Origin of the sequence: Xenophilus sp., assembly GCF_044462705.1 — a bacterium.
GTDB lineage: Bacteria > Pseudomonadota > Gammaproteobacteria > Burkholderiales > Burkholderiaceae_C > Xenophilus > Xenophilus azovorans.
On the sequence record NZ_JBIQNC010000019.1, the window covers coordinates 15387 to 40134 of the forward strand.

At 72.3% G+C, this 24748-nt stretch carries 15 protein-coding genes; 9 read left to right on the forward strand and 6 right to left on the reverse strand.

Annotated features, from left to right (window positions below; translation table 11 throughout):
- The first annotated feature begins 101 nt into the window (after positions 1-101).
- Positions 102-6086, forward strand: coding sequence for an MG2 domain-containing protein (locus tag ACIY1X_RS05605; RefSeq protein ID WP_399678745.1), 5985 nt, complete (start codon positions 102-104; stop codon positions 6084-6086).
- A 15-nt stretch (positions 6087-6101) separates the two neighbouring features.
- On the opposite strand, the gene ACIY1X_RS05610 is transcribed toward ACIY1X_RS05605, so the two are convergent.
- Both ACIY1X_RS05610 and ACIY1X_RS05615 read right to left on the reverse strand, forming a co-directional pair.
- Positions 6102-6323 (reverse strand): hypothetical protein, encoded by a 222-nt coding sequence (locus ACIY1X_RS05610; protein WP_038207540.1) that lies wholly within the window; start codon positions 6321-6323, stop codon positions 6102-6104.
- A gap of 86 nt (positions 6324-6409) precedes the next feature.
- On the reverse strand, positions 6410-7447 hold the full coding sequence (locus ACIY1X_RS05615) for an alpha/beta hydrolase (RefSeq protein ID WP_399678748.1): 1038 nt from the start codon (positions 7445-7447) through the stop codon (positions 6410-6412).
- A 254-nt stretch (positions 7448-7701) separates the two neighbouring features.
- Here ACIY1X_RS05615 and ACIY1X_RS05620 point away from each other — a divergent pair, with 254 nt between their 5' ends.
- From ACIY1X_RS05620 to ACIY1X_RS05650, 7 genes are all read left to right on the forward strand, one after another.
- Positions 7702-9894: a TonB-dependent receptor gene (locus ACIY1X_RS05620; RefSeq protein ID WP_399678751.1), complete on the forward strand. Its 2193-nt coding sequence runs from the start codon at positions 7702-7704 to the stop codon at positions 9892-9894.
- Between the two features lie 138 nt (positions 9895-10032).
- Positions 10033-12552 carry a TonB-dependent siderophore receptor gene (locus tag ACIY1X_RS05625; RefSeq protein ID WP_399678770.1) on the forward strand — a complete coding sequence of 840 codons (2520 nt, stop codon included), beginning with the start codon at positions 10033-10035 and terminating at the stop codon, positions 12550-12552.
- A 10-nt stretch (positions 12553-12562) separates the two neighbouring features.
- Entirely contained in the window at positions 12563-12838 is a 276-nt protein-coding gene (locus ACIY1X_RS05630; RefSeq protein WP_038207523.1) for a hypothetical protein, read from the forward strand.
- Positions 12835-13128 carry a hypothetical protein gene (locus ACIY1X_RS05635; RefSeq protein WP_038207520.1) on the forward strand — a complete coding sequence of 98 codons (294 nt, stop codon included), beginning with the start codon at positions 12835-12837 and terminating at the stop codon, positions 13126-13128. The genes ACIY1X_RS05630 and ACIY1X_RS05635 overlap by 4 nt, the downstream gene beginning before the upstream one ends.
- Before the next feature lie 23 nt (positions 13129-13151).
- Positions 13152-14828: a PepSY-associated TM helix domain-containing protein gene (locus ACIY1X_RS05640; protein ID WP_399678753.1), complete on the forward strand. Its 1677-nt coding sequence runs from the start codon at positions 13152-13154 to the stop codon at positions 14826-14828.
- Positions 14829-14870: 42 nt separating this feature from the next.
- The gene (locus ACIY1X_RS05645) at positions 14871-17201 is read left to right on the forward strand and encodes a transglycosylase domain-containing protein (RefSeq protein ID WP_399678755.1); all 2331 of its coding nucleotides are present in this window, start codon (positions 14871-14873) and stop codon (positions 17199-17201) included.
- 108 nt (positions 17202-17309) lie between these two features.
- Positions 17310-17978, forward strand: a complete 669-nt coding sequence (locus ACIY1X_RS05650; protein WP_399678758.1) for a lipocalin family protein — start codon at positions 17310-17312, stop codon at positions 17976-17978.
- Between the two features lie 19 nt (positions 17979-17997).
- On the opposite strand, the gene ACIY1X_RS05655 is transcribed toward ACIY1X_RS05650, so the two are convergent.
- Genes ACIY1X_RS05655 through ACIY1X_RS05670 form a run of 4 tightly spaced genes read right to left on the reverse strand, consistent with a single transcriptional unit; the run spans position 17998 to position 22992 of the window.
- Entirely contained in the window at positions 17998-18642 is a 645-nt protein-coding gene (locus tag ACIY1X_RS05655; protein ID WP_399678760.1) for an HAD family hydrolase, read from the reverse strand.
- Between the two features lie 34 nt (positions 18643-18676).
- Entirely contained in the window at positions 18677-19726 is a 1050-nt protein-coding gene (locus ACIY1X_RS05660) for an ABC transporter ATP-binding protein (RefSeq protein ID WP_399678761.1), read from the reverse strand.
- A gap of 23 nt (positions 19727-19749) precedes the next feature.
- Positions 19750-21963: an ABC transporter permease gene (locus ACIY1X_RS05665; protein ID WP_399678764.1), complete on the reverse strand. Its 2214-nt coding sequence runs from the start codon at positions 21961-21963 to the stop codon at positions 19750-19752.
- A gap of 6 nt (positions 21964-21969) precedes the next feature.
- Positions 21970-22992, reverse strand: coding sequence for an ABC transporter substrate-binding protein (locus ACIY1X_RS05670; RefSeq protein ID WP_399678766.1), 1023 nt, complete (start codon positions 22990-22992; stop codon positions 21970-21972).
- A gap of 168 nt (positions 22993-23160) precedes the next feature.
- On the opposite strand from ACIY1X_RS05670, the gene zwf reads away from it, so the two are divergent.
- Positions 23161-24636 carry a glucose-6-phosphate dehydrogenase gene (gene zwf / locus ACIY1X_RS05675; protein WP_038207510.1) on the forward strand — a complete coding sequence of 492 codons (1476 nt, stop codon included), beginning with the start codon at positions 23161-23163 and terminating at the stop codon, positions 24634-24636.
- Positions 24637-24748 lie beyond the last annotated feature (112 nt).

Genomic DNA, 24748 nt, shown 5'->3' on the forward strand with positions numbered 1-24748 from the left:
TAGGAGGCCGGATGAAGCGCCTTGCGGATCGGCTACCCTGCGGACCCTGTCCAAGAGGAGGCACCAGGAAAGTGACCCGACCCATCCAGACAACGACAAGAATGACGCTGCCGGCCTGGGCGCTGGCGGTCGCGGGATTCGCCGCCGGCCCGGCGCTGGCGCTGCAGATCACCAGCCTCACGCCGCAGGGCGAGGTCTCGCGCGTACGCCAGGTGGTGGCCAGCTTCGACCAGGCGGCCGTCAACTTCGGCGACCCGAAGGCGCCCGCCCCGCTCGCCGTGAGCTGCAGCGACGCGCAGGCCGGCAAGGGCACCGGGCGCTGGACCTCCGACAAGCGCTGGGTCTTCGACTTCGAGAACGACCTGCCGCCGGGCGTGCGCTGCACGGTCACGCGGGTGCCGGGCTTCAAGCCGGCGTCCGGGGCGGAACTGACCGGCCCCGCCAGCTACCGCTTCAACACCGGCGGCCCCTTCGTGCGCAGCCACTGGCCGAGCTACGGGAAGATCGACGAGGAGCAGATGTTCCTGCTGCAGCTCAACGGCCCGGCGACGCCGGAGAGCGTGCAGGCGAACATGTGGTGCGCGGCCGACGGGGTGGGCGAGCGCATCCCCGTGAAGCCGGTCACCGGCGAGCAGCGCGATGCCCTGCTCAAGGCCCGCGGCTACGAGCAGGCCGCGAAGAAGGAGCCGCTGCGCTTCCTCACGCTGCAGTGCAACCGCACCCTCACGCCGGGCGGCCGCGTGCAACTGGTCTACGGCAAGGGCGTGGCGACGCCCTCGGGCATCGCCAACAACGTCGAGCGGCGCCTGTCCTTCGAGGTGCGCGAGCCCTTCGCGGCGAGCTTCAGCTGCGAGCGCGAGAACGCGCAGGCCGCCTGCCTGCCGCTCAAGCCCATGCAGCTTCGCTTCAATGCGCCCGTCACGCGCGCGCTGGCGGCGAAGATCGTCGCCAAGGGCGGCGGGCAGACCGTCAGGCCGCGCTTCGAGGACGAGAACGCGAGCGAGGACGCGGTGGTCGATTCGGTGACGCTGCCCCCACCCTTCCCCGAACAGACGCCCTTCACCATCGAGCTGCCCTCGGGCTTCGAGGACGCCTCGGGCCGCACGCTGGCCGAGCCCGGCAGCTTCCCGCTGCAGACCGCCACCGGCGCGATGCCGCCGCTGGCCAAGTTCGCCGCCTCGCCCTTCGGCGTGGTCGAGCGCCTGGCCGAGCCCGATGGCGTGGCGATGATGCCGGTGACGGTGCGCCGCGTGGAGCCCGCCCTGCAGGTGCACGCCCTCACGCCCGGCAAGGTGAGCGACCTGAACCCGCAGACCGACGCCGAGATCATCGCGTGGTTCCGCAAGGTCCGGCGCTACGACGGCTACACCGTGTCGCGCGCCGCCGCCGGCCGGGACAGCAAGGTGCCGCTGCCGCCGGTCATCGACCGCAACGAGCGCGAGTACGTGCAGACGCGCATGGTCTCGCTGGTGGGCAGCCAGCCCGGCGCGAAGACGCTGGACATGCCCAAGGCCGGCAGCGACCCGCGCCCCTTCGAGGTGGTCGGCATCCCGCTCACGCCCGGCTTCCACGTGCTGGAGATCGCCTCGGGCAAGCTGGGCGACGCGCTGCTGGACGAGCGCTACGGCGCCGGCCGCACGATGTACGTGCGCACCACCGCGCTGGCGACCAACCTGGCGGTGCACTTCAAGCTGGGCCGCGAGAACGCGCTGGCCTGGGTGACCACACTGGACAAGGGCAAGCCGGTGGCGAACGCCGCCGTGCGCGTCTCGGACTGCCGCGGCAAGGAGGTGGCGACGGCGCGCACCGACGCCAACGGCCTGGCGCAGCTCGCGGGCGTGCCGCCGCAGCCGCCCAACTGCTCCGGCGAGGACGACTACCACGAGCCGGCCTACTTCGTCAGCGCGCGCGCCAGGGACGACGAGGGCGTGGAAGACCTGGCCTTCGTGTGGAGCGACTGGCAGCGCGGCATCGAGCCGTGGCGCTTCAACGCGCCCACCAGCCAGGACGTGGAGGCCGACGTGGTGGCCCACACCGTGCTCGACCGCCCGCTGCTGCGCGCCGGCGAGACGGTGTCGATGAAGCACCTGATCCGCACGCAGACGGCGCAGGGCTTCGGCCTGCCTTCCTCGCAGCCGGGCAAGCTGGTCATCACCCACGTGGGCAGCGGCCAGGAGTTCACCCAGCCGCTGGCCTGGCGCAAGACGGCCACCGGCGGCCTGAGCGCGGAGAACAGCTTCCACATCCCGCCCGCAGCCAAGCTGGGCGTCTACCAGATCGAGCTGCGCACGGCCGGCAACGGCAAGCGCAACGGGGACGAGGATGACGAGGACCGCGGCGGCCGCAGCTTCCAGACCGGCCAGTTCCGCGTCGAGGAATTCCGCCTGCCGGTGCTGGAGGGCCGCGTCGGCCCGGCCGACAAGAAGCCGCTGGTGGCGGTGGCGAGCGTGCCGACCGAAGTGCAGGTGAACTACGTCTCGGGCGGCGCGGCGGCCAACCTGCCGGTGCGCGTGTCGGCCATGGTGCGCGGCAAGGACCTGGGCTGGGCCGACTACGACGGCTTCAGCTTCTCGCCGCCGCGCCGCGACGAAGACGCCGCCTCCGCCGCCGGCGAGGAGGAGCCCGAGGCCGCGCAGGACACGCGCGTCATCGCCGACAAGCTGCCCGTCACGCTGGACCGCGAGGGCGCCGGCCGCGTCACCATCGACAAGGTGCCGAAGGTGCGGGCCACGCCGCGCGAACTGCTGATCGAGGCCACCTACTCCGACCCCAACGGCGAGGTGCAGACGATCCGCAGCGTGCAGACGCTGTGGCCGGCCGCCGTGGTCGCCGGGCTGAAGACCGAGAACTGGATCTCGGTGGACCGCAAGCTGAAGTTCCAGGCGCTGGCGCTGGACCTCGCGGGCAAGCCGCAGGCCGGCGCGAAGCTGGAGGTGAGCGCCGTCGCGCGCATCACCACCACCAGCCGCAAGCGCATGGTGGGCGGCTTCTACACCTACGACAACAAGACCGAGACCAGGCCGCTGGGCGTGGTGTGCAGCGGCAGCAGCGACGCGCGCGGCCTGCTGCTGTGCGAATCGCAGCTCAAGGAGGCGGGCCAGGTCGAGCTGGTCGCCACCGCCACCGACGGCGAGGGCCGCAAGAGCCAGGCCGCCAGCACCGTGTGGGTGACCAAGCAGGGCGAGCTGTGGTTCGGCGGCGAGGACCACGACCGCATCGACGTGCTGCCCGAGAAGAAGAGCTACCAGCCCGGCGAGGTGGCGAAGTTCCAGGTGCGCAGCCCCTTCCGCCACGCCACCGCGCTGGTGGCGGTGGAGCGCGAGGGCATCGTCGAGACGCACGTGGTGCAGCTCAACGGGCAGGACCCGACCGTGAGCCTGACCGTGAAGCCCGAGTGGGGCCCCAACGCGTACGTCAGCGTGCTGGCGCTGCGCGGGCGGCTGCGCGAGGTGCCGTGGTACTCCTTCTTCACCTGGGGCTGGAAGGCGCCGCGCGAGTGGTGGACGGCCTTCTGGGTGGAAGGCAAGGAATATGTGGCGCCCACCGCGATGGTCGACCTGAGCAAGCCGGCCTACCGCTTCGGCATGGCCGAGATCCGCGTCGGCACGCAGGCGCACCAGATCGACGTGAAGGTCGCCACCGACCAGCCCAGCTACACCGTGCGCGGCAAGGCGCTGGTGACCATCAGCGCCAAGCTGCCCGACGGCAAGCCCGCCGCCGGCGCCGAGGTGGCGCTGGCCGCAGTGGACCAGGCGCTGCTGGAACTGCTGCCCAACACGAGCTGGAACCTGCTCGAAGCCATGATGCAGCGGCGCAGCTGGGGCGTCTCGACCTCCACCGCGCAGATGGAGATCGTCGGCCGCCGCCACTACGGCAAGAAGGCCGTGCCCGCCGGCGGCGGCGGCGGCAAAGGTGCCACGCGCGAACTGCTGGACACGCTGCTGCTGTGGAACCCGAAGGTGGTGCTCGACGCCAACGGCCAGGCGCAGGTGACGGTGCCGCTGAACGACGCGCTCACCACCTTCCGCATCGTCGCGGTGGCCGACGCCGGCACGGGCCTGTTCGGCACCGGCGAGGCGCGCATCCAGAGCACGCAGGACCTGCAGATCATCAGCGGCCTGCCGCCGCTGGTGCGCGAGGACGACCAGTTCCGCGCCCAGCTCACGCTGCGCAACACCACGGCCAAGGCGATGAAGGTGGAGGTGGCGCCGCGCGCTACGCTGCTGACGCTGGAGCCGAAGACGGTGGAGATCCCGCCGAACGAGGCGCGCGAGGTGGCCTGGGACGTGACGGCGCCGGCGCAGCTCGGCCAGACGCGCGCCGAGGCGATCCTGTGGGAGATCGAGGCGAAGGACCAGGCCGGCGGCGCGAGCGATGCGCTCAAGCTCGGCCAGCGCATCGTGCCCGCCGTGCCGCTGACGGTGCAGCAGGCCACGCTGGCACAGGTGGACGGGCCGTTCACGCTCGACGTCGGCCCGCCCGCCGACGCCCTGCCCGAGAGCGGGCAAAAGAGGGGCGGCCTCAAGCTCGCGCTGCAGCCGCGCCTGGCCGAGGGCCTGCCCGGCGTGCGCGACTGGTTCGCCAACTACCCCTTCGTCTGCCTGGAGCAAAAAGCCAGCAAGTCCATCGGCCTGCGCGACGCGAAGCTGTGGCAGACGGTGGTGGCGCAGATGCCGGGCTACCTCGACAGCGACGGCCTGGCGAACTACTTCCCGCCGCGCGATGGCGACGCCAACCGCGGCAGCGACATCCTCACCAGCTACCTGCTGGCGGCGACAAACGAGGCGGCCTCCATCGACCCGGCCTTCGCCCTGCCCGACGACGTGCGCGCGCCGATGGAAGGCGGCCTGATCGCCTTCGTCGAGGGCCGCATCCAGCGCAGCTTCTGGAGCCCGCGCAAGGACCTGGACGTGCGCAAGCTGGCCGCGCTGGAGGCGCTGTCTCGCTACGGCAAGGCCACCGGCGGCATGACCACCAGCCTGACCATCGCGCCCAACCAGTGGCCCACCAGCGCGGTGATCGACTGGCTGAACGTGCTCAGGCGCGTGAAGGACGTGCCGCAGCGCGCGCAGCGCATCGAGGAGGCGAACAACGTGCTGAAGGCGCGCCTGTCGTACCAGGGCACGAAGCTGATCTTCAGCACCGAGCAGGACGACTACTGGTGGTGGCTGATGACCAACGGCGACGTCAACACCGCACGGCTGCTGCTGGCGGTGATGGACGATCCGGGCTGGAAGGACGACCTGGGCCGCCTGGCCAGCGGCTTCATCGGCCGCCAGCAGCGCGGCGCATGGCACACCACCACCGCCAACCTGTGGGGCGGCCTGGCGCTGGAGAAGTTCAGCAAGACCTTCGAGAGCGAGCCAGTCGCCGGCCTCACCGCCGCCCAGCTCGGCGAGACGAAGGCGCAGGTGGACTGGAGCCAGGTCGAGCGCGTGAAGGCGAGCGATGCCGGCGGCGCGATGCATCGGCGCAGCATGTTCGGCGCGCCGGCCTCGCCCGGCGCGCTGCGCAACAACACGATGTTCCTGCCCTGGCCCACGGGCAACGCCGGCCGCGACACGCTGCTGGTCACCCAGCAGGGCAGCGGCCGGCCGTGGCTCACGGTGCAGTCGCTCGCGGCGGTGCAGTTGAAGGCACCCTTCGCGGCCGGCTACGCGATCAAGAAGACGGTCACGCCGGTCGAGCAGGCCGCCAGCGGCAAGTACACGCGCGGCGACATCCTGCGCGTGACGCTGGAAGTCAACGCCAGCGCCGACATGACCTGGGTGGTGATCACCGACCCGATCCCGGGCGGCGCGACCATCCTGGGCAGCGGCCTGGGCCGCGACTCGCAGATCGCCACGCAGGGCGAGAAGCAGAGCAGCGGCGCCGGCTGGCCGGCCTTCGAGGAGCGCAGCTTCGAGGCCTTCCGCAGCTACTACGAGTACCTGCCCAAGGGCACGGTGAAGATGGAGTACACGGTGCGCCTGAACAACGCCGGCGACTTCACGCTGCCGCCCAGCCGCGTCGAGGCGATGTACGCGCCGGAGATGTTCGGCGAGGCGCCGAACGCGCGCGTCCGGGTGGAGCAGCCCGCCCGCTGAGGGCGGGCCGGCCCGTCAGCGCCGGTAGGGATCGCCCGGCCGGCGGTCGTAGCGGTTCGGCACGCCGTCGTTGTCGCGGTCCCGGTCGTAGCGGTTGGGCACGCCGTCCCGGTCGCGGTCGCCGTAGGCGCCGGGCGGCGGACGGTGGTGGTGCGGCGGGGGCGGCTCGGGCGCCACCACGCAGCCCGCGAGGACGGTGCCGGCGGCCAGCAGCGCGGTCAGCTTCATCATCTGCATCTCTCCTTTGATACGGGTACGCGTGGCAGCTTAGCCCGCGCCGGCGCGCCGCCCGCCGGACGGCGCGCCCGAACGCGGGTAGGCGTTCATCCCGTTTGCATCCCGGCCGGCGCCCGGGCGGCCAGCGCCAGCGCGGCGGGCAGCGAGGCCGCCAGCATCGGACCGTGCGGCACGCCCGGGAAGGCACGGAACTCGGCGCGCATGCCGGGCCGGCGGCCCAGCCTGTCGACCAGCATGCGGCCGGCTTCCGGCGGCACCGAGGCGCGCTGCCGCCGCATGCGCTCGACGCGTGCCGCGTCGGCGCCGGCCGGCGGCGGCGCGGGGCCGCGCTCGTCCGCCGAGGCGCCCTGCATCAGCAGCAGCGCGGTCTCGCGCCCGGCCGGCAGGGGCGCCGGTTGGCCGGCCTCGCGCAGGATGAAGCCCTCCTGCCACCACAGCGACGGGTCGGCCGCCGCATAGCGCGAGAACAGCAGCGGCTGGCGCAGCAGCGCATGCAGCACGAACAGGCCGCCGTAGGAGTGGCCCCAGAGGGTGTGGCGCCGCGCGTCCAGCGGGGCGCGCGCCGCCAGCGCCGGCAGGGCCCGCCCGGCGATGAAGTCGAGGAACGCGTCCGCGCCGCCGCCCCGCCGCTGCAGCACTTCGTCGTCCCAGGTCGGCCCGTCGCCGCGCACCGGCGGCGTGTAGTCGTAGGCGCGCTGGGCCACGTCGAAGCGCAGGTCGCTGTCGGGGCCGATCGCCAGGATCGCCGGCGCGTCGCCGGCCTCGGCCAGCGCGTCGAACTGTGCGGCGCCCAGGGTGTCGGCCACGGCGTTGCCGTCCAGCAGGCAGGCCAGCGGATGGCCGCCCGCCGGCGCCGCGCGGCGCGGCCAGGCCAGCCACAGCCGGTAGCGGCGGCCGCTGGCGGCAGCCGCTACGACGCGCTCGAAGCGGTAGTGGCGCGAGCCGCCCTCGTCCCACACGCTCGGGCCCATGCGGCGGGCCGGGTCGAAGCGCTGCGGCGCGGCGGGCGGCGGCGCGCCGGCGCAGCCCGGCAGGACGGCCGCCCCGGCAAGGGCCCCCAGCAGGCGGCGGCGGACGATGTTGCAGGCAGGCGACAGCAGAAGGTCGAAAGACAGGTCGGACATGGCTCGGAAGGGAGGAAAAGAGGGCAATCGACGCTGTTTACATTTGTTTATGATTGAGAATCATTCTCACCCATTGGGACGCTGCCGCGTGCAACACGCGGCGTAGCCGCAAGCCAGCGTCCCCAACCACTGCTCCGAGGAGAACGGGCCCTGAAAGCCCGGACGGGTGCGCCCGCCGCGCCCCCGTGGCCGCCGCACGCCTCCTCGCCGAACCCGGTTGCCCCCGAATCCGCATCGAAGAGGAGTCCGAAGCCATGCCATCCGCCCACCGCCGCCCCCGGCCCAACCCCATCGTCCTGGCGCTGCTGGCCCTCCCTGCCTTCGCGGCGGCGCAGACGGAGCCCGCGCCGGCGGAGCCCGCCGCGGTCGGCATGCTCGAGCAGGTCTACGTGCGCGACAGGTACGAGCGCGAGGACCTGCCGAAGCTGGCGCCGGGCCGCAAGGCCGCCAAGGGCGCCCGCCTGGGCATCCTGGGCGCCACCTCCATCGTCGATGCGCCGGTGCACGTGAACGCCTACGCGCGCGAACTGGCGGAGGACTGGTCGGCGCTGACGCTGCAGGACGTGCTGGAGAACGACTCGGCCGTGGTCTTCACGACCAACAAGGGCCACATGCTGCAGAACTTCAACCTGCGCGGGCTGGACATGACGGCGATCGACATCGCCACCAACGGCCTGTACGGCATCGCCCCGGCCAACCAGGTGCCGATCGAGCTGTTCGAGCGGGTCGAGGTGCTGCGCGGCCCGAACGTGCTGCTCTCGGGCATGCCGCCGGCCTCCAGCGTGGCGGGCACCGTCAACATGGTGACCAAGCGCGCGCTGGTCAAGCCGCTGGCGGAGCTGACGATGACCTACGGCTCGCACTCCTACGGCCAGCTGCATGCCGACCTGGGCAAGCGCTTCGGCGAGGAGCAGCGCCTGGGCATCCGCTTCAACGGCGTCTACGGCAAGGGCGAGATGGGCGCCCAGGACGAGCAGCAGAAGCGCCGCATGGCCTCGCTCGGGCTGGACTACCTGGGCGACCGCGCGCGCGTCTCGCTGGACCTGTACGACAGCGTGAACACGATCGACAACGGCAGCCCGGGCATGTTCAGCTTCACCTCGGCAGCGCCCGCCGTATCGGCGGCGGCGTCGCCCACGCGCACCGCGCTGCGGGCGGCGCCCGCGCTGGGCGTGCTGCTGGCACCGCCCGACGGCGACACCAACATGTTCCGCGGCACCCACGGCCGCTACCACAACACCGGCGCGCTGGCCCGCGCCGAATTCGACTTCACGCAGAACTGGCAGGGCTACGTGGCCGCGGGCGGCTCCAACTCCACCGGCCAGGGCCTGATGTTCGGCACGCGGGCCATCGTCGTCGGGCTGGACGGCACCACCCGCGGCGCCATCTACAACGTGGACACCCGCTCCGAGCGCCGCACCGCCGAGGCGGGCGTGATCGGCAGGTTCGACACCGGCCCCGTCAAGCACCGCCTCCAGTTCTCGGCCAACGTGCTGCGCATCAAGGAAGGCACCAACAACACCGCCTGCAACTACTGCTACGTCACCAACCTGTACAACCCGGTGACGCCGGTGTTCCCGACGGCGCCGCTGTGGACGGGCTACGAATCGGCCCGCGTCGCCACCAAGTACGACTTCCGCTCGCTGGCCGTGGCCGACACCATGAGCATCGCGGACGAGCGGGTGCTGCTGACCGTGGGCGGGCGCCACCAGAGCGTGAAGATGCCCTACTCCGACTACAGCGAGAGCCGCTTCTCGCCCATGGTGGCCGCCGTGGTGCGCCCGTGGGGCGACACCGTCTCGCTGTTCGGCAACTACACCGAGGGCCTGGAGCCGGGCCAGGTGGTGCCCTCCACCTACGCCAACGCCGGCGAGGCGCTGCCGCCCAAGGTCACCAAGCAGGCGGAGCTGGGCGTGAAGCTGCAGACCGGCGAGCTGACGCACACCATCAGCGCCTTCCAGATCAAGCGTCCGTCCTTCGTCGCCGCGGCCGGCAACCGCCTGGTGGACGGCGGCGAGCAGCGCCTGCGCGGCGTGGAATGGAGCCTGTTCGGCAAGCTGACGGACACCGTGTCGCTGCTGGGCGGCATCACCCACATCAAGTCGGAGCAGCTCAACACCGGCCGCGACACCTACGGCGTGCCCGAATGGCGGGCCCGCATCGGCCTGGACTGGCAGACGCCCGTGCAGGGCCTGACCGTGGGCGGCCGACTGATCTACACGAGCAAGCAGTGGGCCGACTCGGGCAACAAGCTGCGCCTGCCCTCCTGGAACCGCGTGGACCTGATGGCCAGCTACGCCACCCGAATCGCCGCCACGCCGGTGCGCTTCAATGCCAGCGTGGAGAACGTGGCCGACAAGAACTACTGGATCGGCACCTTCGGCGACGGCTTCGTGATGCCCGGCGCGCCGCGCACCTTCAGGGTGTCGGCGACGGTGTCGTTCTGACGGCGGCGCTGGCCGGGCGGGTGTCATGAGGATGTTTTCAAATTAGAATTATTCTCATCTACAACGGGTGCCGCCGTGCGCAATGCGCGGCGTAGCCAGACAGCCGGTGCCCTGCACATCCCAGAGGAGAAGACCTTGATGTCCAGTCGCCTGCGCTCGCCGCGCACCTGCGTGCCCGCCGCACGCCCCGTCCCGACCCGCTCCCGCCGCCCGGCGCCGCGCCTGGCCGCCCTGTGCGCCGCACTGCTGGCGGCCGGGGCGCTGCACGCCCAGCCGCGCGCGCTGCCCATCGCCGTGCCGGCGCAGCCGCTGGACAGCGCACTGGCCGCCCTGTCGAGCCAGACGGGCGCCCGCATCGCCTTCACGGCCGACCAGGCGCGCGGCGTGCAGGCGCCGGCGGTGCAGGGCTCGCTCCCGGTCGACGAGGCGCTCGCCCGGCTGCTGGCCGGCAGCGGCCTGCGCGCCGAAACCGTAGGCGACGGCAGCTACCGGCTCGTGCCCGCCGCCACGGCGACGCCCACCGCTGCCGCTGGCACCGACGGGCCGACGCTGGAAGCCACCACGGTGACCGCCAACTCCGTGTACGGCGCACCGCCGGTGTACGCCGGCGGCCAGGTCGGCAAGGGCGCGCGCCTGGGCGTGCTGGGCAATGTGGACGTGATGGACGCGCCGTTCAGCATCACCTCGTACACGGCCAAGACCATCGAGGACCAGCAGGCGCGCAGCATCGCCGAGGTGCTGGTGGCCGATCCGGCCGTGCGCCAGGCCAGCCCCTCGGCCTATGGCCTGGAGTTCTACCAGCTGCGCGGCTTCCTGGCGTACGGCGAGGACATCGCGATGTCGGGCATGTACGGCGTGCTGCCCTACGGCCGCATCCCGGTGGAGCTGGCCGAACGCGTGGAGGTGCTGCGCGGGCCGGGCTCGCTGCTGTACGGGCAGTCGCCCACCGGCGCGGTGGGCGGCACCATCAACGTGGTGCCCAAGCGGGCGGAGGACGACCCGCTCACCCGCGTGACGGCCAGCTTCGCCACCGACCGGCAGTTCGGCGGCGCGGTGGACATAGGCCGGCGCTTCGGCAAGCGCAAGCAGTGGGGCGTGCGCCTCAACGCATCCACCATGAGCGGCGACACCCCGACCGACTACATGAGCAGCCGCCGGCGGGTCGCGGGCCTGGGGCTGGACTACCGCGGCGAGCGCACCCGCTTCTCGCTGGACCTGTACGACCAGCGCTTCCGCACCAACGACGGCATCGGCATCTTCGCGCAGTTCAGCACGCCGGTGGTGCCCAAGGCGCCCAAGGCCAACACCAACTTCTTCCCCGGCACCTACATGGACGCCTCCGACAGCGGCGGCATGTTCCGCGGCGAGGTGGACATCCTGGACAACCTGACGGTCTACGCGGGCTACGGCCAGCGCCACCACCGCTACACCGGCTACCTCTCGACGGCCGCGCGCAACGTGGACGCGCTGGGCAACTTCTGCGGCGGCGTGCGGCCCGGCGTGTGCACGAACCCGACGACGCTGCCGCCGGGCACCGGCTACAACGACACCCGCTCGCTGGAGGCGGGCCTGCGCGGCCACTTCCACACCGGGCCGGTCAGGCACGACTGGAACATCGGCGGCCAGGACATGGACATCGAGAACGGCAGCTCCGCGACCCGCCTCACGCCGGCCTACGTGTCCAACATCTACAACCCGGTGCGGGTGCCGCTGACCGGCTCCGACTACCTGCCGCTGCCGCGCTCGCGCACCGCGCTGAACAGCTACGCCATCACCGACACGATGTCCTTCCTGGACGACCGCCTCAAGCTGACGCTGGGCCTGCGCGAGCAGCGCGTGGGGCTGCTGGGCTTCACGCAGCTGTCCGCCAACCTCAACAGCCCGCTGAGCAACCTGGTGGCCGTCAACAGCAGCTATGCCGCCAAGCGCACCACGCCCATGCTCGGCGTGGTGTTCAAGCCGGTGCCCAACGTGGCGCTGTACGGCAACTACATCGAGGGCCTGACCAGCGGCTCGCTGGTCAGCGACACCCACGCCACCAACTACGGCGACGTCATTCCGCCGCTGCAGACCAAGCAGGTGGAGCTGGGCGTCAAGTGGGACCTGGGCACCTGGACCAACACCCTGGCCGTCTACCAGATCAAGAAGCCCAGCACGATCAACGTCTACACCGGCGACACGCAGTACTACGTCGACGGCCAGGGCGAGCAGCGCAACCGCGGCGTCGAATGGAGCGTGTTCGGCGAGGTCACGAAGGGCGTGCGCCTGCTGGGCGGCGTGGCCTTCACCGACGGCGAGCTGACCCGCACCGCCCGCGGCGTGAACCAGGGCAACACGCCGCCGGGCTCGCCCAAGTGGAAGGTCAACCTGGGCGGCGAATGGGACGTGCCCGGCGTGGCCGGCCTGACACTGTCGGGGACCGTGATCTACAACAGCGCCGCCTGGATCAACGCCGCCAACACGCAGCGCGCGCCCTCCTGGACGCGCCTGGACCTGGGCGCCCGCTACGCGACGCAACTCGCCAGCTACCCGGTCACCTTCCGTGCCACGCTGCAGAACGCCACCAACCGCGCCTACTGGGACGCGAGCTGGCGCGACGGCCTGGCGATCCTGGGTGCGCCGCGCACCTTCCTGCTGTCGGCCTCGGTCGATTTCTGAGGACGCAGCCATGCCCCCTGCCCTCGCCCTCGGCCTGGCGCTCGCACTGGCGGGCTGCCTGAGCGTGTACCTGGGCGCCGAGCACCAGCGGCTGCTGGCGCGCCGCTGGCCCGCGTGGCCGGCGCGCATCGCCGGCGCGCTGCTGCTGGCCGGCGGGCTGGCGGCCCTGTTCGCGGCGCTGCGGCCGGTGACGGCGGTGTTCGTGTTCTGTACCTGGGCGATGCTGCTGTTCGTGCTGCTGCCGTACCTGGGCGCGCTGCGGAACCTGCACGAGGTGAAGGAATGAACACCAAGGTGAAGGCGCCGCCGATCCGCCGCGACTGGCTGTCCAAGAGCATCGCCGGCACCCTGCTGGGCTTCACCCTGGCGGTGGCCGTCAGCGGGCTGCTCGACCTGGCCACGCAGGCCCTGCCGCTGGCCACGCGCGGCCAGCTCTCCATGTGGCTGGTGCCGCCGGTGTGGTTCGGCGTGCTGAGCCTGTGCTTCCTCTTCGGCAGCGGCGCACGCGCCTGGCTGTGGCTGGGCGCGGCCAACGCGGCGGTGTTCGGCCTCTGGGCCGCGCTGCGTTTCATCTAGAAGAAAAAAGAAAAGGGCCCCACATGCGCGCAGACGTCATCCGCCTCTACAAGACCGTCCACACCTGGACCGGCATCGTCGCCGGCATGGCGCTGTTCATCGCCTTCTACGCCGGCGCGCTCACCGTCTTCAAGGAACCGATCGCCCGCTGGGTGGCCGCGCCCTCGCCCGGCGCGGCGGCGGTGCCGCTGGACGAGGCGCCGCAGCTCATCGCCCGCACGCTGGCCGCGCACCCGGCGGCGGCCAAGAGCTTCCAGATCCACCTGCTGGAGACCGAGCACGTGCCCGCGCGCATGGGCTGGACCGAGCGGCCCCAGGGCGGCGACGACCACGACCGCTCGAACGACCGCCACTACCTCGCCACGCTGCAGGCCGACGGCGCGCCGCTGATCGAGGAGACCAAGCAGTCGCGCGTGGCCGAGTTCATCGACGTGCTGCACCGTGTGGTCGGCCTGCCCTTCGACAACGACCCCAGCCGCTGGGTGATGGGCGTGATCAGCGCGCTGTACGCGGTGGCGCTGGTCTCGGGCGTGATCGTGCTGCTGCCCACGCTGGTGAAGGACTTCTTCGCGCTGCGCCTGGGCAGGAACCTCAAGCGCATGTGGCTGGACGCGCACAACGTGATCGGCATCGTCAGCCTGCCCTTCCACGTGATCATGGCGCTGTCGGCGGCGGTGTTCGCCTTCCACGACGGCATCTACGCGGTGCAGGACACGGTGCTCTACCAGGGCCAGTGGGAGCGCCTGTGGAGCCGCACGCCGCCCAAGGGCCCGCCGCCCCCGCCGCGCGACGTGAACACCATGCTGCCGCCGGCCGAGCTGGTGGCGCGGGTGCAGGCGCTGTCGCCCACGCTGGTGCCGGTGGCGCTGGACTACGTGCAGCCGACCACGCCGCGCGCCGCGGTGCGCGTGTGGGTGCGCGACGCCACCACCGTCCAGCGCAGCGTCAACGGCGGCTTCGCGCTGCTCGACCCGTACACCGGCCAGGTGCGCAGCACCGAGTACCTGCCGGGTCGGCAGACCGCTGCCGACGCCACCATCGTCAGCTTCTTCAGCCTGCACTTCGCCACCTTCGGCGGCACGCCGGTGCAGTGGATGTACTTCCTGCTCGGGCTGGCGGGCGCCTTCCTCTTCTATTCCGGCAACCTGCTGTGGGTGGAGTCGCGCCGCAAGGCCGACCGCGGCAGGGGCGCGCTGGTGGTGCAGAAGCGCTCCACCTTCCTGATGGCCGCGGCGACGGTGGGCGTGTGCATCGGCTGCGTGGCGGGCATCTCGGCCACGCTGGCGGCGGGCAAGTGGCTGCACGGGCGCGTTCAGGACCTGGACGCCTGGCACATGGGCGTGTACTACGCGGTGTTCCTCGGCGCGGTGGGCTGGGCCTTCGCGCGCGGCGCGGCGCGGGCGGCGCCGGCGCTGCTGTGGGCGGCGGCGCTGTGCACCGCCGCCATCCCGCTGACCACCCTGGCCGGCTGGCTGCTGCCCGGCATCGGCCCCTGGGCGCACGGCAGCGCCGCGGCGCTGGGCGTGGACGCGGTGGCGCTGGCCGGCGCGCTGGGCCTGGCGTGGATGGCGCGCGCCACCGCGCGGCGGGTGCGCCAGGGGTCGGTGGACAGCGTCTGGTCGCTGTCGGCGGCGCGCGGTGCCGAGGCGTCCGCCTCCAGCAGCGGCGCACAGGAGCCCGCGGCCGGCGCGGCCCGCTGAACGGCGCGGGCCGGGCCTTACAGTCCGGGCATTCCCCGCGCCATGTTGTCCGTCCCGCCTCCCCCCGTCTCGACCTTTCTGCGCCGCGCGCTGGCCGCCGCGCTGCTGGCGCACGCCGCGGCCGGCGCCTTCGCGCTGGAGCGCTTCGACGACGTGCGCGCCGCCTGGCGCCCCTCCGACATCCAGGTGCTGGACCGCGCCGGCGAGCCGCTGCAGCGCCTGCGCACCGACGCCACCGTGCGGCGCGGCCGCTGGGTGCCGCTGGCCGAGGTCTCGCCCGCGCTGCGCACCGCGCTGGTGATGAGCGAGGACAAGCGCTTCTGGGAGCACAGCGGCGTGGACTGGCGCGCCGTCTCGGCCGCCGCCTGGGCCAACCTGTGGCACACGCGCACGCGCGGCGCCTCCACCATCACCATGCAACTGGCCGGCCTGCTCGACGAGGACCTGCGCCGCGCCGGCGGCGGCCGCAGCCTGGGGCAGAAGATCGACCAGGCCTACACCGCCACGCAGCTGGAGCGCGGCTGGCGCAAGGACCAGATCCTGGAGGCGTACCTCAACCTGGTGCCCTTCCGCGGCGAGCTGGTGGGCATCGACGCGCTCTCGCGCACGCTGTTCGGCAAGGCGCCGCACGGCCTGCAGGCGCGCGAGGCCGCGGTGGCCGCCGCGCTGGTGCGCGCGCCCAACGCCTCGCCCGCGCGGGTGGCGCAGCGCGCCTGCGAGGTGCTGCGCGCCATGCAGCCGGCGGGGCGCAGCGCCGGGCCGCCCCAAGCAAGCCCGCGCCCCCTCGGGGGGCAGCGAGGACACGAAGTGCCGAGCGTGGGGGCCACATTCTCCGACTGCGCCGCGGTCGACATGTTCACCGCCGCGGCGCTGCAGCGCCGCGCCTTCGAGGCCAGCGAGGGCATCGCGCCGCACCTGGCGCGGCAGGCGCTGCGCGCGGCCCGCGAGACGAACGCCGGCGGCGCCCCCGTGCCGACCGAACTGCACACCACCCTGCGCGCCCCGCTGCAGCGCTTCGCCCTGGCCACGCTGCAGCGCCACCTGCGCGAGCTGCGCGACCGCAACGTGGAGGACGGCGCGCTCGTCGTGCTCGACAACGCCAGCGGCGAGGTGCTGGCCTGGGTCGGCTCCTCGGGCGAGCTGAGCGCCGCCCGCGAGGTCGACGCGGTGCTGGCGCCGCGCCAGCCCGGCTCCACCCTCAAGCCGCTGCTGTACGCGCAGGCCATCGCCGAGCGGCGCCTCACGGCCGCCTCGCTGCTGGAGGACTCGTCGGCCCAGATCGCCACGCCCGGCGGCCTGTACATCCCGCAGAACTACGACCGTCGTTTCAAGGGGCCGGTGTCGGTGCGCACCGCGCTGGCGGCCTCGCTCAACGTGCCTGCGGTGCGCACGCTGGTGATGGTCTCGCCCGAGGGCTTCGCGCGGCAGTTGCGCGCGGCCGGCATCGCGCTGGCGCAAAGCGGCGACTACTACGGCTACAGCCTGGCGCTGGGCAGCGCCGAGGTGACGCTGCTGCAACTGGCGAACGCCTTCCGAACGCTGGCCAACGGGGGGCGCTTCAGCCCCACGCGCGTGCTGCCGCCGGCCGCCGGCGAGGCGCCGGCGTTCGCCGCCGCGCTCGACCCGCGCGCCGCCTTCATCGTCGGCGACATCCTCTCGGACGCCAACGCCCGCGTGCGCACCTTCGGTCCCGACAGCGTGCTCGGCACGCGCTTCTGGAGCGCGGTGAAGACCGGCACCAGCAAGGACATGCGCGACAACTGGGCCGTGGGCTGGTCCCAGCGCTACACGGTCGGCGTGTGGGTGGGCAACGCCGGCGGCGCGCCGATGTGGGACGTGAGCGGCACCAGCGGCGCGGCGCCCGTGTGGGCCGAACTGATGCGCTTCCTGCACGCGCGCGAGCCCAGCCGGGCGCCGGCGCCGCCGCCGGGCCTGCGCCAGGCGGCGGTGCGCTTCGGCGACTGGAGCGGCCAGCCCATCGAGGCGGCGCGCGGCGAGTGGTTCATCGCCGGCACCGAGCAGCCCCTCTTCGCGCTGGAGGGCATCGCCGCCGGTGCCGGCCCGGCCGGCGAGCCGCCGCCCGCACGCATCACCGCGCCGGCGGACGGCACGCTGCTGGCGCTGGACCCGGACATCCCGCCGCGCCACCAGCGCGTGCGCTTCGAGGCCGATGCGGCCGGCGCCGGCGCGCAGTGGCGCATCAGCGGGCACACCGTCGCCCGCGGCCCGCGCGCGCAGTGGCTGCCCTGGCCGGGGCGGCACGTCGTCGAGCTGGCCGATGCGCAGGGCCGCGTGCTGGACAGCGTGCGGGTGGAAGTGCGCGGCGCCGGCGTGGCGCCCGGGCGCGGCGGCCCGCCGCCGGCGACGCACTGAGGGGCCTGCCGCACACGCGCAGTGGCCTGCGGCTGACACGGCGCCGCCGGTCGCCGCGATAGGGTGAAGGTGCCTGCTTTTCGTCACGCCCTTCCCCCTGGAGACCGCATGCCCGACCGCACCCTGCCCCCCGACGCCTTCAACGACGACGCCACCAGCCACCGCATCGGCCTGCTGGCCGCGGCCTTCTGCGCGGGCGGCGTGGCGGCGCTGTATGCGCTGCGCGCTGCGCGCAGGCAGCACCGGCCGGCCGGCCCGGCGGACGGCGCGCCGCTGATGCGTGCACCGCTGCAGGTGGTCGCGCCGGTGGACCTGAAGCGCTATGCGGGCCTGTGGCACGAGCAGGCGCGCCTGCCCAACCGCTTCGAGGCCGACTGCGCCGGCAACGCCACCGCCGAGTACACGCCGCAGCCCGACGGCTCGCTGCGGGTCGTCAACCGCTGCGAGCGGGAGGACGGCCGCGTCGACGAGGCCGTGGGCCGGGCCCGCGCGGTGCCGGTGGCGGGACTGCCGGGCGCCGGGCGGCTGCAGGTGTGCTTCGCGCCCGACTGGCTGGGCTGGCTGCCGCTGGCCTGGGGCGAGTACTGGATCCTCAAGCTGGACCGCGACTACGAGGTGGCGCTGGTCGGCACGCCGGACCGGCGCTGCCTGTGGGTGCTCTCGCGCGCCCCGCGGATGGACGCGGCCGCGCTGGACGCCGAGCTGGACTACGCACGCACCCTGGGCTTCGACGTGGACCGCGTGGTGCGCCCCGCGCCCTCGCCCGCCGCGGCCTGAGGCCGCGCCACCGGGTCAGTCAGCGCGCCGCGCCGGCCTCCATCGCTTCGAGCTGCCGCATCAGCTCGCGCGGCAGCGCGGCCGGCGAGGTGCAGTGGATGGCGCGCCAACCCAGCGCCCGCGCCATCTCCACGTTGGCGACGGCATCGTCGATGAACAGCGTGCGCGCCGGCTCCAGGCCGTGGCGCCAGGCCAGCAACTGGTAGATCTCCTCGTGCGGCTTGGCCCGCTTGGCGTCGCCCGAGAACACGCCGCCGTCGAACCAGCCGAAGAAGTCGAAGCGCCGCTCCAGCGCCCGCGCGTACGGCGCCGGCATGTTGGAGAGGTAGAACAGCCGCGGGCTGCCCTGCGCCTCGCGCCGCGCGCGCAGGTCGCGCAGCAGCGCCAGCGTCTCGGGGATGGGCGCCAGCCGCTCGCCCAGCGGCTCGATCAGCTCGCGCAGCGCCGCCACCGGCAGGCCGAGCCGGGCCGCGCTGCGCTGGACGACCTCCGCCGCGCTGCGCAGGCCGCTGTCGAAGGCCAGCCAGTCCTCGTGATGGAACAGCGCCTTGGCCAGCGCCGCGGCAGCGGCCTCGTCCCCCGCGCGGTCCGGGAAGTGCGCCTGCACCAGCCGCGCGGGCTCCCAGTCGATGAGCACCGCCCCCAGGTCGAACACCACATTCATGGGCCGGCATTGTCCTCCGGCCCGCGGGGGCGCTTCAGCCGGCCGGCTGCGGCACCACGGACACGCCCTGCTGCCCCAGGCCCAGCACGGTCTGCGCGCCGGGCGCCAGCGGGCGCATCAGGTCGCCGGAGACCACGAACACCGGGCCGAGCGGAGTGTCGAAGCTGTACTCGTAGCCGTTGCCCAGGTACGAGGCCTTGGCGCAGGTGGCCGGCAGGCCGATGGCCGCGCCGATCTGCCACGCCTCGGGCCGCACCGCGACCTTGACCACGCCGGTGGGCACCGCATAGCGCGGCGTCAGCGTGAGCGGGCCCAGCGTCACGTGGCCGTCGGCCTGCGCCATGCCGGGGAAGACCAGCGCCTCGCCCATGAAGCCGGCGACGAACTCGCTCTCGGGCCGGTTGTAGAGCGACTCGGGCGTGCCGCGCTGGGCGATCACGCCGTGGTCCATCACGATGATCTGGTCGCTCACCGCCAGCGCCTCACTCTGGTCGTGCGTGACGTAGGCCACGGTGAGCTTCAGGCGCTGCTGGATGGCGCGGATCTCCTCGCGCATCTCGCGGCGCAGCCGCGCGTCGAGGTTGGACAGCGGCTCGTCGAACAGCAGCACCGCCGGCTCCAGCACCAGCGCGCGCGCCAGCGCCACGCGCTGCTGCTGGCCGCCCGACAGCTCGCTGGGCAGTCGCTCGTCGAAACCGACCAGGCCGACGCCGCGCAGCGCCTCGGTGGCGCGCGCCAGCGCGTCGGCCTTCTTCATGCCGCTCATGCGCAGGCCGTAGGCGACGTTCTCGCGCACGTCCATGTGCGGGAACAGCGCGTAGCTCTGGAACATCATCGACACGTTGCGCTCGCCGGGGCCGAGCGTGGTCACGTCGCGCCCGCCCATGAGAATCTGGCCCGAGGTGGGCGACTCCAGGCCCGCGATCATGCGCAGCGTGGTGGTCTTGCCGCAGCCCGAGGGGCCGAGGATGGTGGCCAGCGTGCCCTGCGGTACCTCGAAGCTGATGCCCTTGACGGCCAGCGGCGCGCTGCCGTCGGTGCCGTAGCGCTTGGTGACGTTGCGGAATTCGATGCCGTTGCTCATGTGCAGACCCGTTCTTTCTTGACTCACGCCGGTGTGGCGACGGTGGCCGCCGCCGTGCCGGCCTTGCGCCGCCCCAGCCGCCGCTCGCCCACCAGCACCTGGATCAGCGCGGTGGCCAGCGACATCAGCACGATCAGCACCGTGCAGTAGGCCAGCGCCACGCCGTAGTCGCCGTTGCCGACGCGGCCGATGATGTAGGTGGTGGCCAGCTCGTTCTCGGCGGTGACGAGGAAGATCACCGCGCTCACCGTCGTCATCGCGCGCACGAAGCTGTAGACCAGCGCCGCCACCAGCGCCGGCTTGAGCAGCGGCAGCACCACCTTGAACAGCGTCTGCGCTGTCGAGGCGCGCAGCATCAGCGACGCCTCGTCCAGCGAGCGGTCGATCTGCTTGAAGGCCGCCGTGCCCGCCCGCACACCCACCGGCAGGTTGCGGAACATGAAGCACAGCACGATGATGAGCCCGGTGCCCGTCAGCTCCAGCGGCGGCACGTTGAAGGCCAGGATGTAGCTCACGCCCAGCACCGTGCCCGGGATGGCGAAGGCCAGCAGCGCCGCGAACTCGAAGACGCCCTGCCCCTTGAACTCGTTGCGCGCCAGCAGCCAGGCGATCAGCAGGCCCAGCGCCGCGGTGATGGGCGCCGAGATGCCGGCCAGCTTGAGCGTGGTCCACAGCGAGTTCCACGCCGTGCCCGCCCACACCAGCCCGAACTGCCCCCACTCCAGCGAGAAGGCGGTGCGGAAGTGGTTGAGCGTGAGGGTGTAGTCGCGCCCCCAGGTCTGCACGAAGCCGCCCGTGAAGGCGAAGAGGTACACCACCACCGTGAACAGGATCCACGGAAAGGCGATCGCGTAGACCATGCTGCGCACGCCCGCCGGCAGCGGCATCGGGATGCCGGCGTCGCCCTTGCCGCTCACGGTGGTGTAGTTCTGCTTGCCCAGCAGGCCGCGCTGCAGCGCGAACACCGTCAGCGCGAACAGCGTCAGCACCCAGGCCAGCGAGGCCGCGCGGCCCTGGTCGTACTGCGCGCCGACGATGGCGAAGAAGATGTCGGTGGACAGCACGGAATACTGGCCGCCCACCACCACCGGGTTGCCGAAGTCCGCGATGCTCTCGATGAAGCCGACCAGGAAGGCGTTGGCCAGCCCGGGCTTCATCAGCGGCAGCGTCACCGTGCGGAAGGTGCGCCAGCGGTCGGCGCGCAGCATCAGCGCCGCCTCCTCCAGGCTGGGCGCGATGCCCTGCACCACGCCGCGCATGATCATGAAGGCGATGGGCGTGAAGGCGAACAGCTGCGCCGTGAGGATGCCCGGCAGCCCGTAGAACCAGCGCGTGGGCTGGATGCCGAACCAGGCCTCCAGCAGCTGGTTGACCACGCCGGCGCGGCCGAACAGCAGGATCAGGCCCAGGCCGACCACGAAGGGCGGCGTGATGATGGGCAGCAGCGCGATGACCTTCAGCGGCCCCTGCCAGCGGCGGCTGCCACGCTCGGCCATCAGCGCCATCAGCGTGCCGAGGAAGGTGGTGCCGGCGGCGGTGAGCAGCGCCAGCAGCAGCGTGTTCCAGGCCACGCCGCAGCTCGTGCCGCCGGCGACGCAGCCCAGCCCCCAGATGCGCGCGGTGAAGATGCGCTCGGCGAAGGCCGCCAGCGACCAGCCGCCGTCCTCGTCGAAGAAAGCGCCGGCCAGCGCCTTGCCCACCGGCCAGGCGATGAACAGCAGCAGCAGCACCGCGCAGCCCACCACCGCGCCGGAGACGAACAGGTCGCCGCGGAAGAAGCCCAGCCGCGCCAGCCCGAAGGCCGCCAGCAGGATCAGCGCCGCGACGGCGACGAAGCCGCCGGCGCCGATGCCGAACTGGTTGACCGACAGCTCGCCGAAGAGCGTGTTGAAGGCGGCGATGCTCCAGCCGCGCGCGCCGATGGTGAAGCCGGCGGCGGCCAGCCCCAGCGCGCCCAGCGCGCCGCCGGCCAGCAGCCAGCGGCCCTGCGCGCGGCCCGGTCGCAGCAGCGCGCCGACGGCGGCGAGGCCCAGCCCCGCCAGGCCCGCGTAGAGCCAGGGCCGCCCCTGGCGCGAGGCCTGCAGCAGCCCGTTGGCCGCCTCACCCTCGGAGAAGATGCCCGGCAGCGCCTGCCACCAGCTCGTGTCCTGGATGGCGTACCACGGCAGCAGCAGGTAGCCCAGCAGCCCGGCGGCGATGCACAGCCAGGCGGCGGCGTTCGGTCGGCGCGCCCTCACCGCCGCTTATCTCGGCAGCGAGTTGACTTCCTTCTCCCAGCGCGCGATGAGGCGCCGGCGCTCGGCGCTGGCGCCGTACTTCTTGTAGTCGTAGTCGATCAGCTTGATCTTCTTGAAGTCGGGCACGTTCGGGTCCACCGGCGTGCTCTTGTTCGAGGGCAGCTGGTACTGCTTGGTGGCGGCGCCGAAGGCCTGCGCGGCCGGGGTCAGCGCCCACTCGTAGAACCTCTTGGCCTGCTCCATGTTGCGCGCGCCCTTGACGATGCTCATCGAGCCGATCTCGGCGCCGGTGCCTTCGGAGGGCGTGACGGTCTCGACCGGGAAGCCCTGCATCTTCTCCTGCGGTGCATCGTGGATGAAGCTGATCGACACCGCCGTCTCGCCGCGCGCCACCGCCTTGATGGGCGCGGTGCCGGAGCGGGTGTAGGCCGCGATGTTCTTGTGCAGGCCCTTGAGGTAATCGAAGGCCTTGTCCTCGCCCATGAGCTGCACCAGCGTGGCGATCATGGTGTAGGCGGTGCCGCTGGAAGCCGGGTTGGCCACCTGGATGTCGCCCTTGTACTCGGGCTTGAGCAGGTCGGCCCAGCTCTTCGGCGCCGGCAGCTTCTTCTTGGCCAGCAGCTCGGTGTTGTAGCCGAAACCCAGCGGGCCGGAATAGATGCCCACCGTCTTGTAGCCCGACTGCTTCGCCTGGTCCTGCGCCCACGGGTAGAGCTGCGACAGCGTGGGCGACTTGTACTCCAGCGTCAGGCCCTGCTCGGCCGCCTGCAGGTGCGGGTCGCCCGTGCCGCCGAACCACACGTCCGTCTTGGGGTTCTCGCGCTCGGCGATGAGCTGGGCCAGCGCCTCGCCCGAGCCCTTGAGCGCCAGGTTGATCTTCACGCCCGTGGTGCGGGCATAGACGGTGGCGATCATGTTGCACCAGTCGGCCTGGACCGAGCAGATGACGTTGACCTGCTGCGCGCTGGCGCTGGCCGACGCGGCGGCCAGCACGGCGCCGGCCAGGAGGGTCTTGGTGGAGTTCTTCATGGGCATGCCTCTTGCCTGACGGTAAAACAAAAAAACGGCCTCGCAAGGCCGGCCAGGGAGCTTACGCCACGCAAGCACGTATCGAGCATCGGTGGAACTACCGTTAAAGTTTCAAGGCGTTCGCAACGCGGGCGGCAGCCTGCACAGCTTCAAGAAAGTCGCGTTTCGATGAGTTTCGATCTCGTTCTGTTCGGCGGTACGGGCGATCTGGCCTGGCGCAAGCTCATGCCCGCCCTGTTCCAGGCCTTCCGCCACGGCAGCCTGCCCGCGGGCGGCCGCATCATCGGCGTCGCGCGCGACGAACTCACCGACGACCAGTACCGCGAATTGATCCAGTCCCGCTTCGAGGCGGTGGAAGGCGCCAAGCGGCCGACGCCGGAGGAGTTCCGCAAGTTCGCCGAGCTGCTGCACTACCTGCGCATGGACCTGTCGCAGCCGGCCGACTACGCGGCCCTGGCCGCGCTGCTGCGCACGCGCCAGGCCGACAGCGTGGTGATGTACCTGGCCACCGCGCCCTCGCTGTTCACGCAGGCCGTGCAGCAACTGGCGGCCGCCGGCCTGAACACGCCGAACACCCGCGTGGTGCTGGAAAAGCCGCTCGGCCACGACCTGGCCTCCAACCACGCGATCAACGCGGCCGTGCGCGAGGTGCTGGCCGAGAAGCAGGTCTTCCGCATCGACCACTACCTGGGCAAGCCCTCGGTGCAGAACCTGTTCGCGCTGCGCTTCGCCAATGCCCTGTTCGAGCCGCTGTGGCGGCGCGAGCACATCGCCAACATCCAGATCACCATCGCCGAGGAGGTGGGCGTCGAGAAGCGCGGCGCCTTCTACGACCAGACCGGCGCGCTGCGCGACATGGTGCAGAACCATGCGCTGCAACTGCTGTGCGCGGTGGCGATGGAGCCGCCCATCAACGCCCATGCGGACGCGCTGCGCGACGAGAAGCTCAAGGTGCTGCGCTCGCTCAAGGCCTGGACGCCCGAGAGCATCGGCCTGCATGCCGTGCGCGGGCAGTACACGGCAGGCACCGCCTACGGCGAGCGCGTGCCGGGCTACCTGCACGAGCCCGGCATCGACCCGGTCAGCCGCACCGAGACCTTCGTCGCGCTGCGCGCCGAGATCGCCAACTGGCGCTGGGCCGGCGTGCCCTTCTACATCCGCACCGGCAAGCGGCTGGCCTCGCGCGACGCGCGCATCGAGGTGAACTTCCGCGCCGCGCCGCACGCGATCTTCCACGCACCGGCGGGCTTCGCGAACAAGCTGGTGATCAACCTGCAGCCCAAGGACGGCCTGGAGCTGCACCTGCTGGCGCAGGCGCAGAACCAGCGCGTGAGCACGCACCGCGGCGTGCACGGCGGCATGCTGCCGCTGTCGCCGGTGCAGCTCGACCTGGATTTCGACAAGCGCTTCGGCGCCGAGCGCGTCGGCGCCTACGAGCGGCTGCTGCTGGACGTGATCGAAGGACGGCTGAACCTCTTCGTGCGCAGCGACGAGCAGGAGGAAGCCTGGCGCTGGGTCGAGCCGCTGCTGGACAGCTGGCAGACCGATGCCGGACCGCGCCCCTACGCCGCGGGCACCTGGGGGCCGAGCGCCTCCAGCGCCATGATCGCCCGCGACGGCTTCGCCTGGGGCGAGGAGCAGTGAGGGCAGCAGGGGCACGGCCGCGCCGGCGGCTCTCCTTCGGGTGGACTATTTCACATACATGTGTCCGATTGTGACTTTCGTATGATTTGACATAGCATTGAACTTTGTGAAC

Excerpts from the sequence above, each read along its gene's own strand:
- ACIY1X_RS05605 (WP_399678745.1), top strand. The coding sequence starts at position 102 with ATGACGCTGCCGGCCTGGGCGCTGGCGGTCGCGGGATTCGCCGCCGGC.
- ACIY1X_RS05610 (WP_038207540.1), bottom strand. The coding sequence starts at position 6,323 with ATGCAGATGATGAAGCTGACCGCGCTGCTGGCCGCCGGCACCGTCCTC.
- ACIY1X_RS05615 (WP_399678748.1), bottom strand. The coding sequence starts at position 7,447 with ATGTCCGACCTGTCTTTCGACCTTCTGCTGTCGCCTGCCTGCAACATC.
- ACIY1X_RS05620 (WP_399678751.1), top strand. The coding sequence starts at position 7,702 with ATGCCATCCGCCCACCGCCGCCCCCGGCCCAACCCCATCGTCCTGGCG.
- ACIY1X_RS05625 (WP_399678770.1), top strand. The coding sequence starts at position 10,033 with ATGTCCAGTCGCCTGCGCTCGCCGCGCACCTGCGTGCCCGCCGCACGC.
- ACIY1X_RS05630 (WP_038207523.1), top strand. The coding sequence starts at position 12,563 with ATGCCCCCTGCCCTCGCCCTCGGCCTGGCGCTCGCACTGGCGGGCTGC.
- ACIY1X_RS05635 (WP_038207520.1), top strand. The coding sequence starts at position 12,835 with ATGAACACCAAGGTGAAGGCGCCGCCGATCCGCCGCGACTGGCTGTCC.
- ACIY1X_RS05640 (WP_399678753.1), top strand. The coding sequence starts at position 13,152 with ATGCGCGCAGACGTCATCCGCCTCTACAAGACCGTCCACACCTGGACC.
- ACIY1X_RS05645 (WP_399678755.1), top strand. The coding sequence starts at position 14,871 with ATGTTGTCCGTCCCGCCTCCCCCCGTCTCGACCTTTCTGCGCCGCGCG.
- ACIY1X_RS05650 (WP_399678758.1), top strand. The coding sequence starts at position 17,310 with ATGCCCGACCGCACCCTGCCCCCCGACGCCTTCAACGACGACGCCACC.
- ACIY1X_RS05655 (WP_399678760.1), bottom strand. The coding sequence starts at position 18,642 with ATGAATGTGGTGTTCGACCTGGGGGCGGTGCTCATCGACTGGGAGCCC.
- ACIY1X_RS05660 (WP_399678761.1), bottom strand. The coding sequence starts at position 19,726 with ATGAGCAACGGCATCGAATTCCGCAACGTCACCAAGCGCTACGGCACC.
- ACIY1X_RS05670 (WP_399678766.1), bottom strand. The coding sequence starts at position 22,992 with ATGAAGAACTCCACCAAGACCCTCCTGGCCGGCGCCGTGCTGGCCGCC.
- zwf (WP_038207510.1), top strand. The coding sequence starts at position 23,161 with ATGAGTTTCGATCTCGTTCTGTTCGGCGGTACGGGCGATCTGGCCTGG.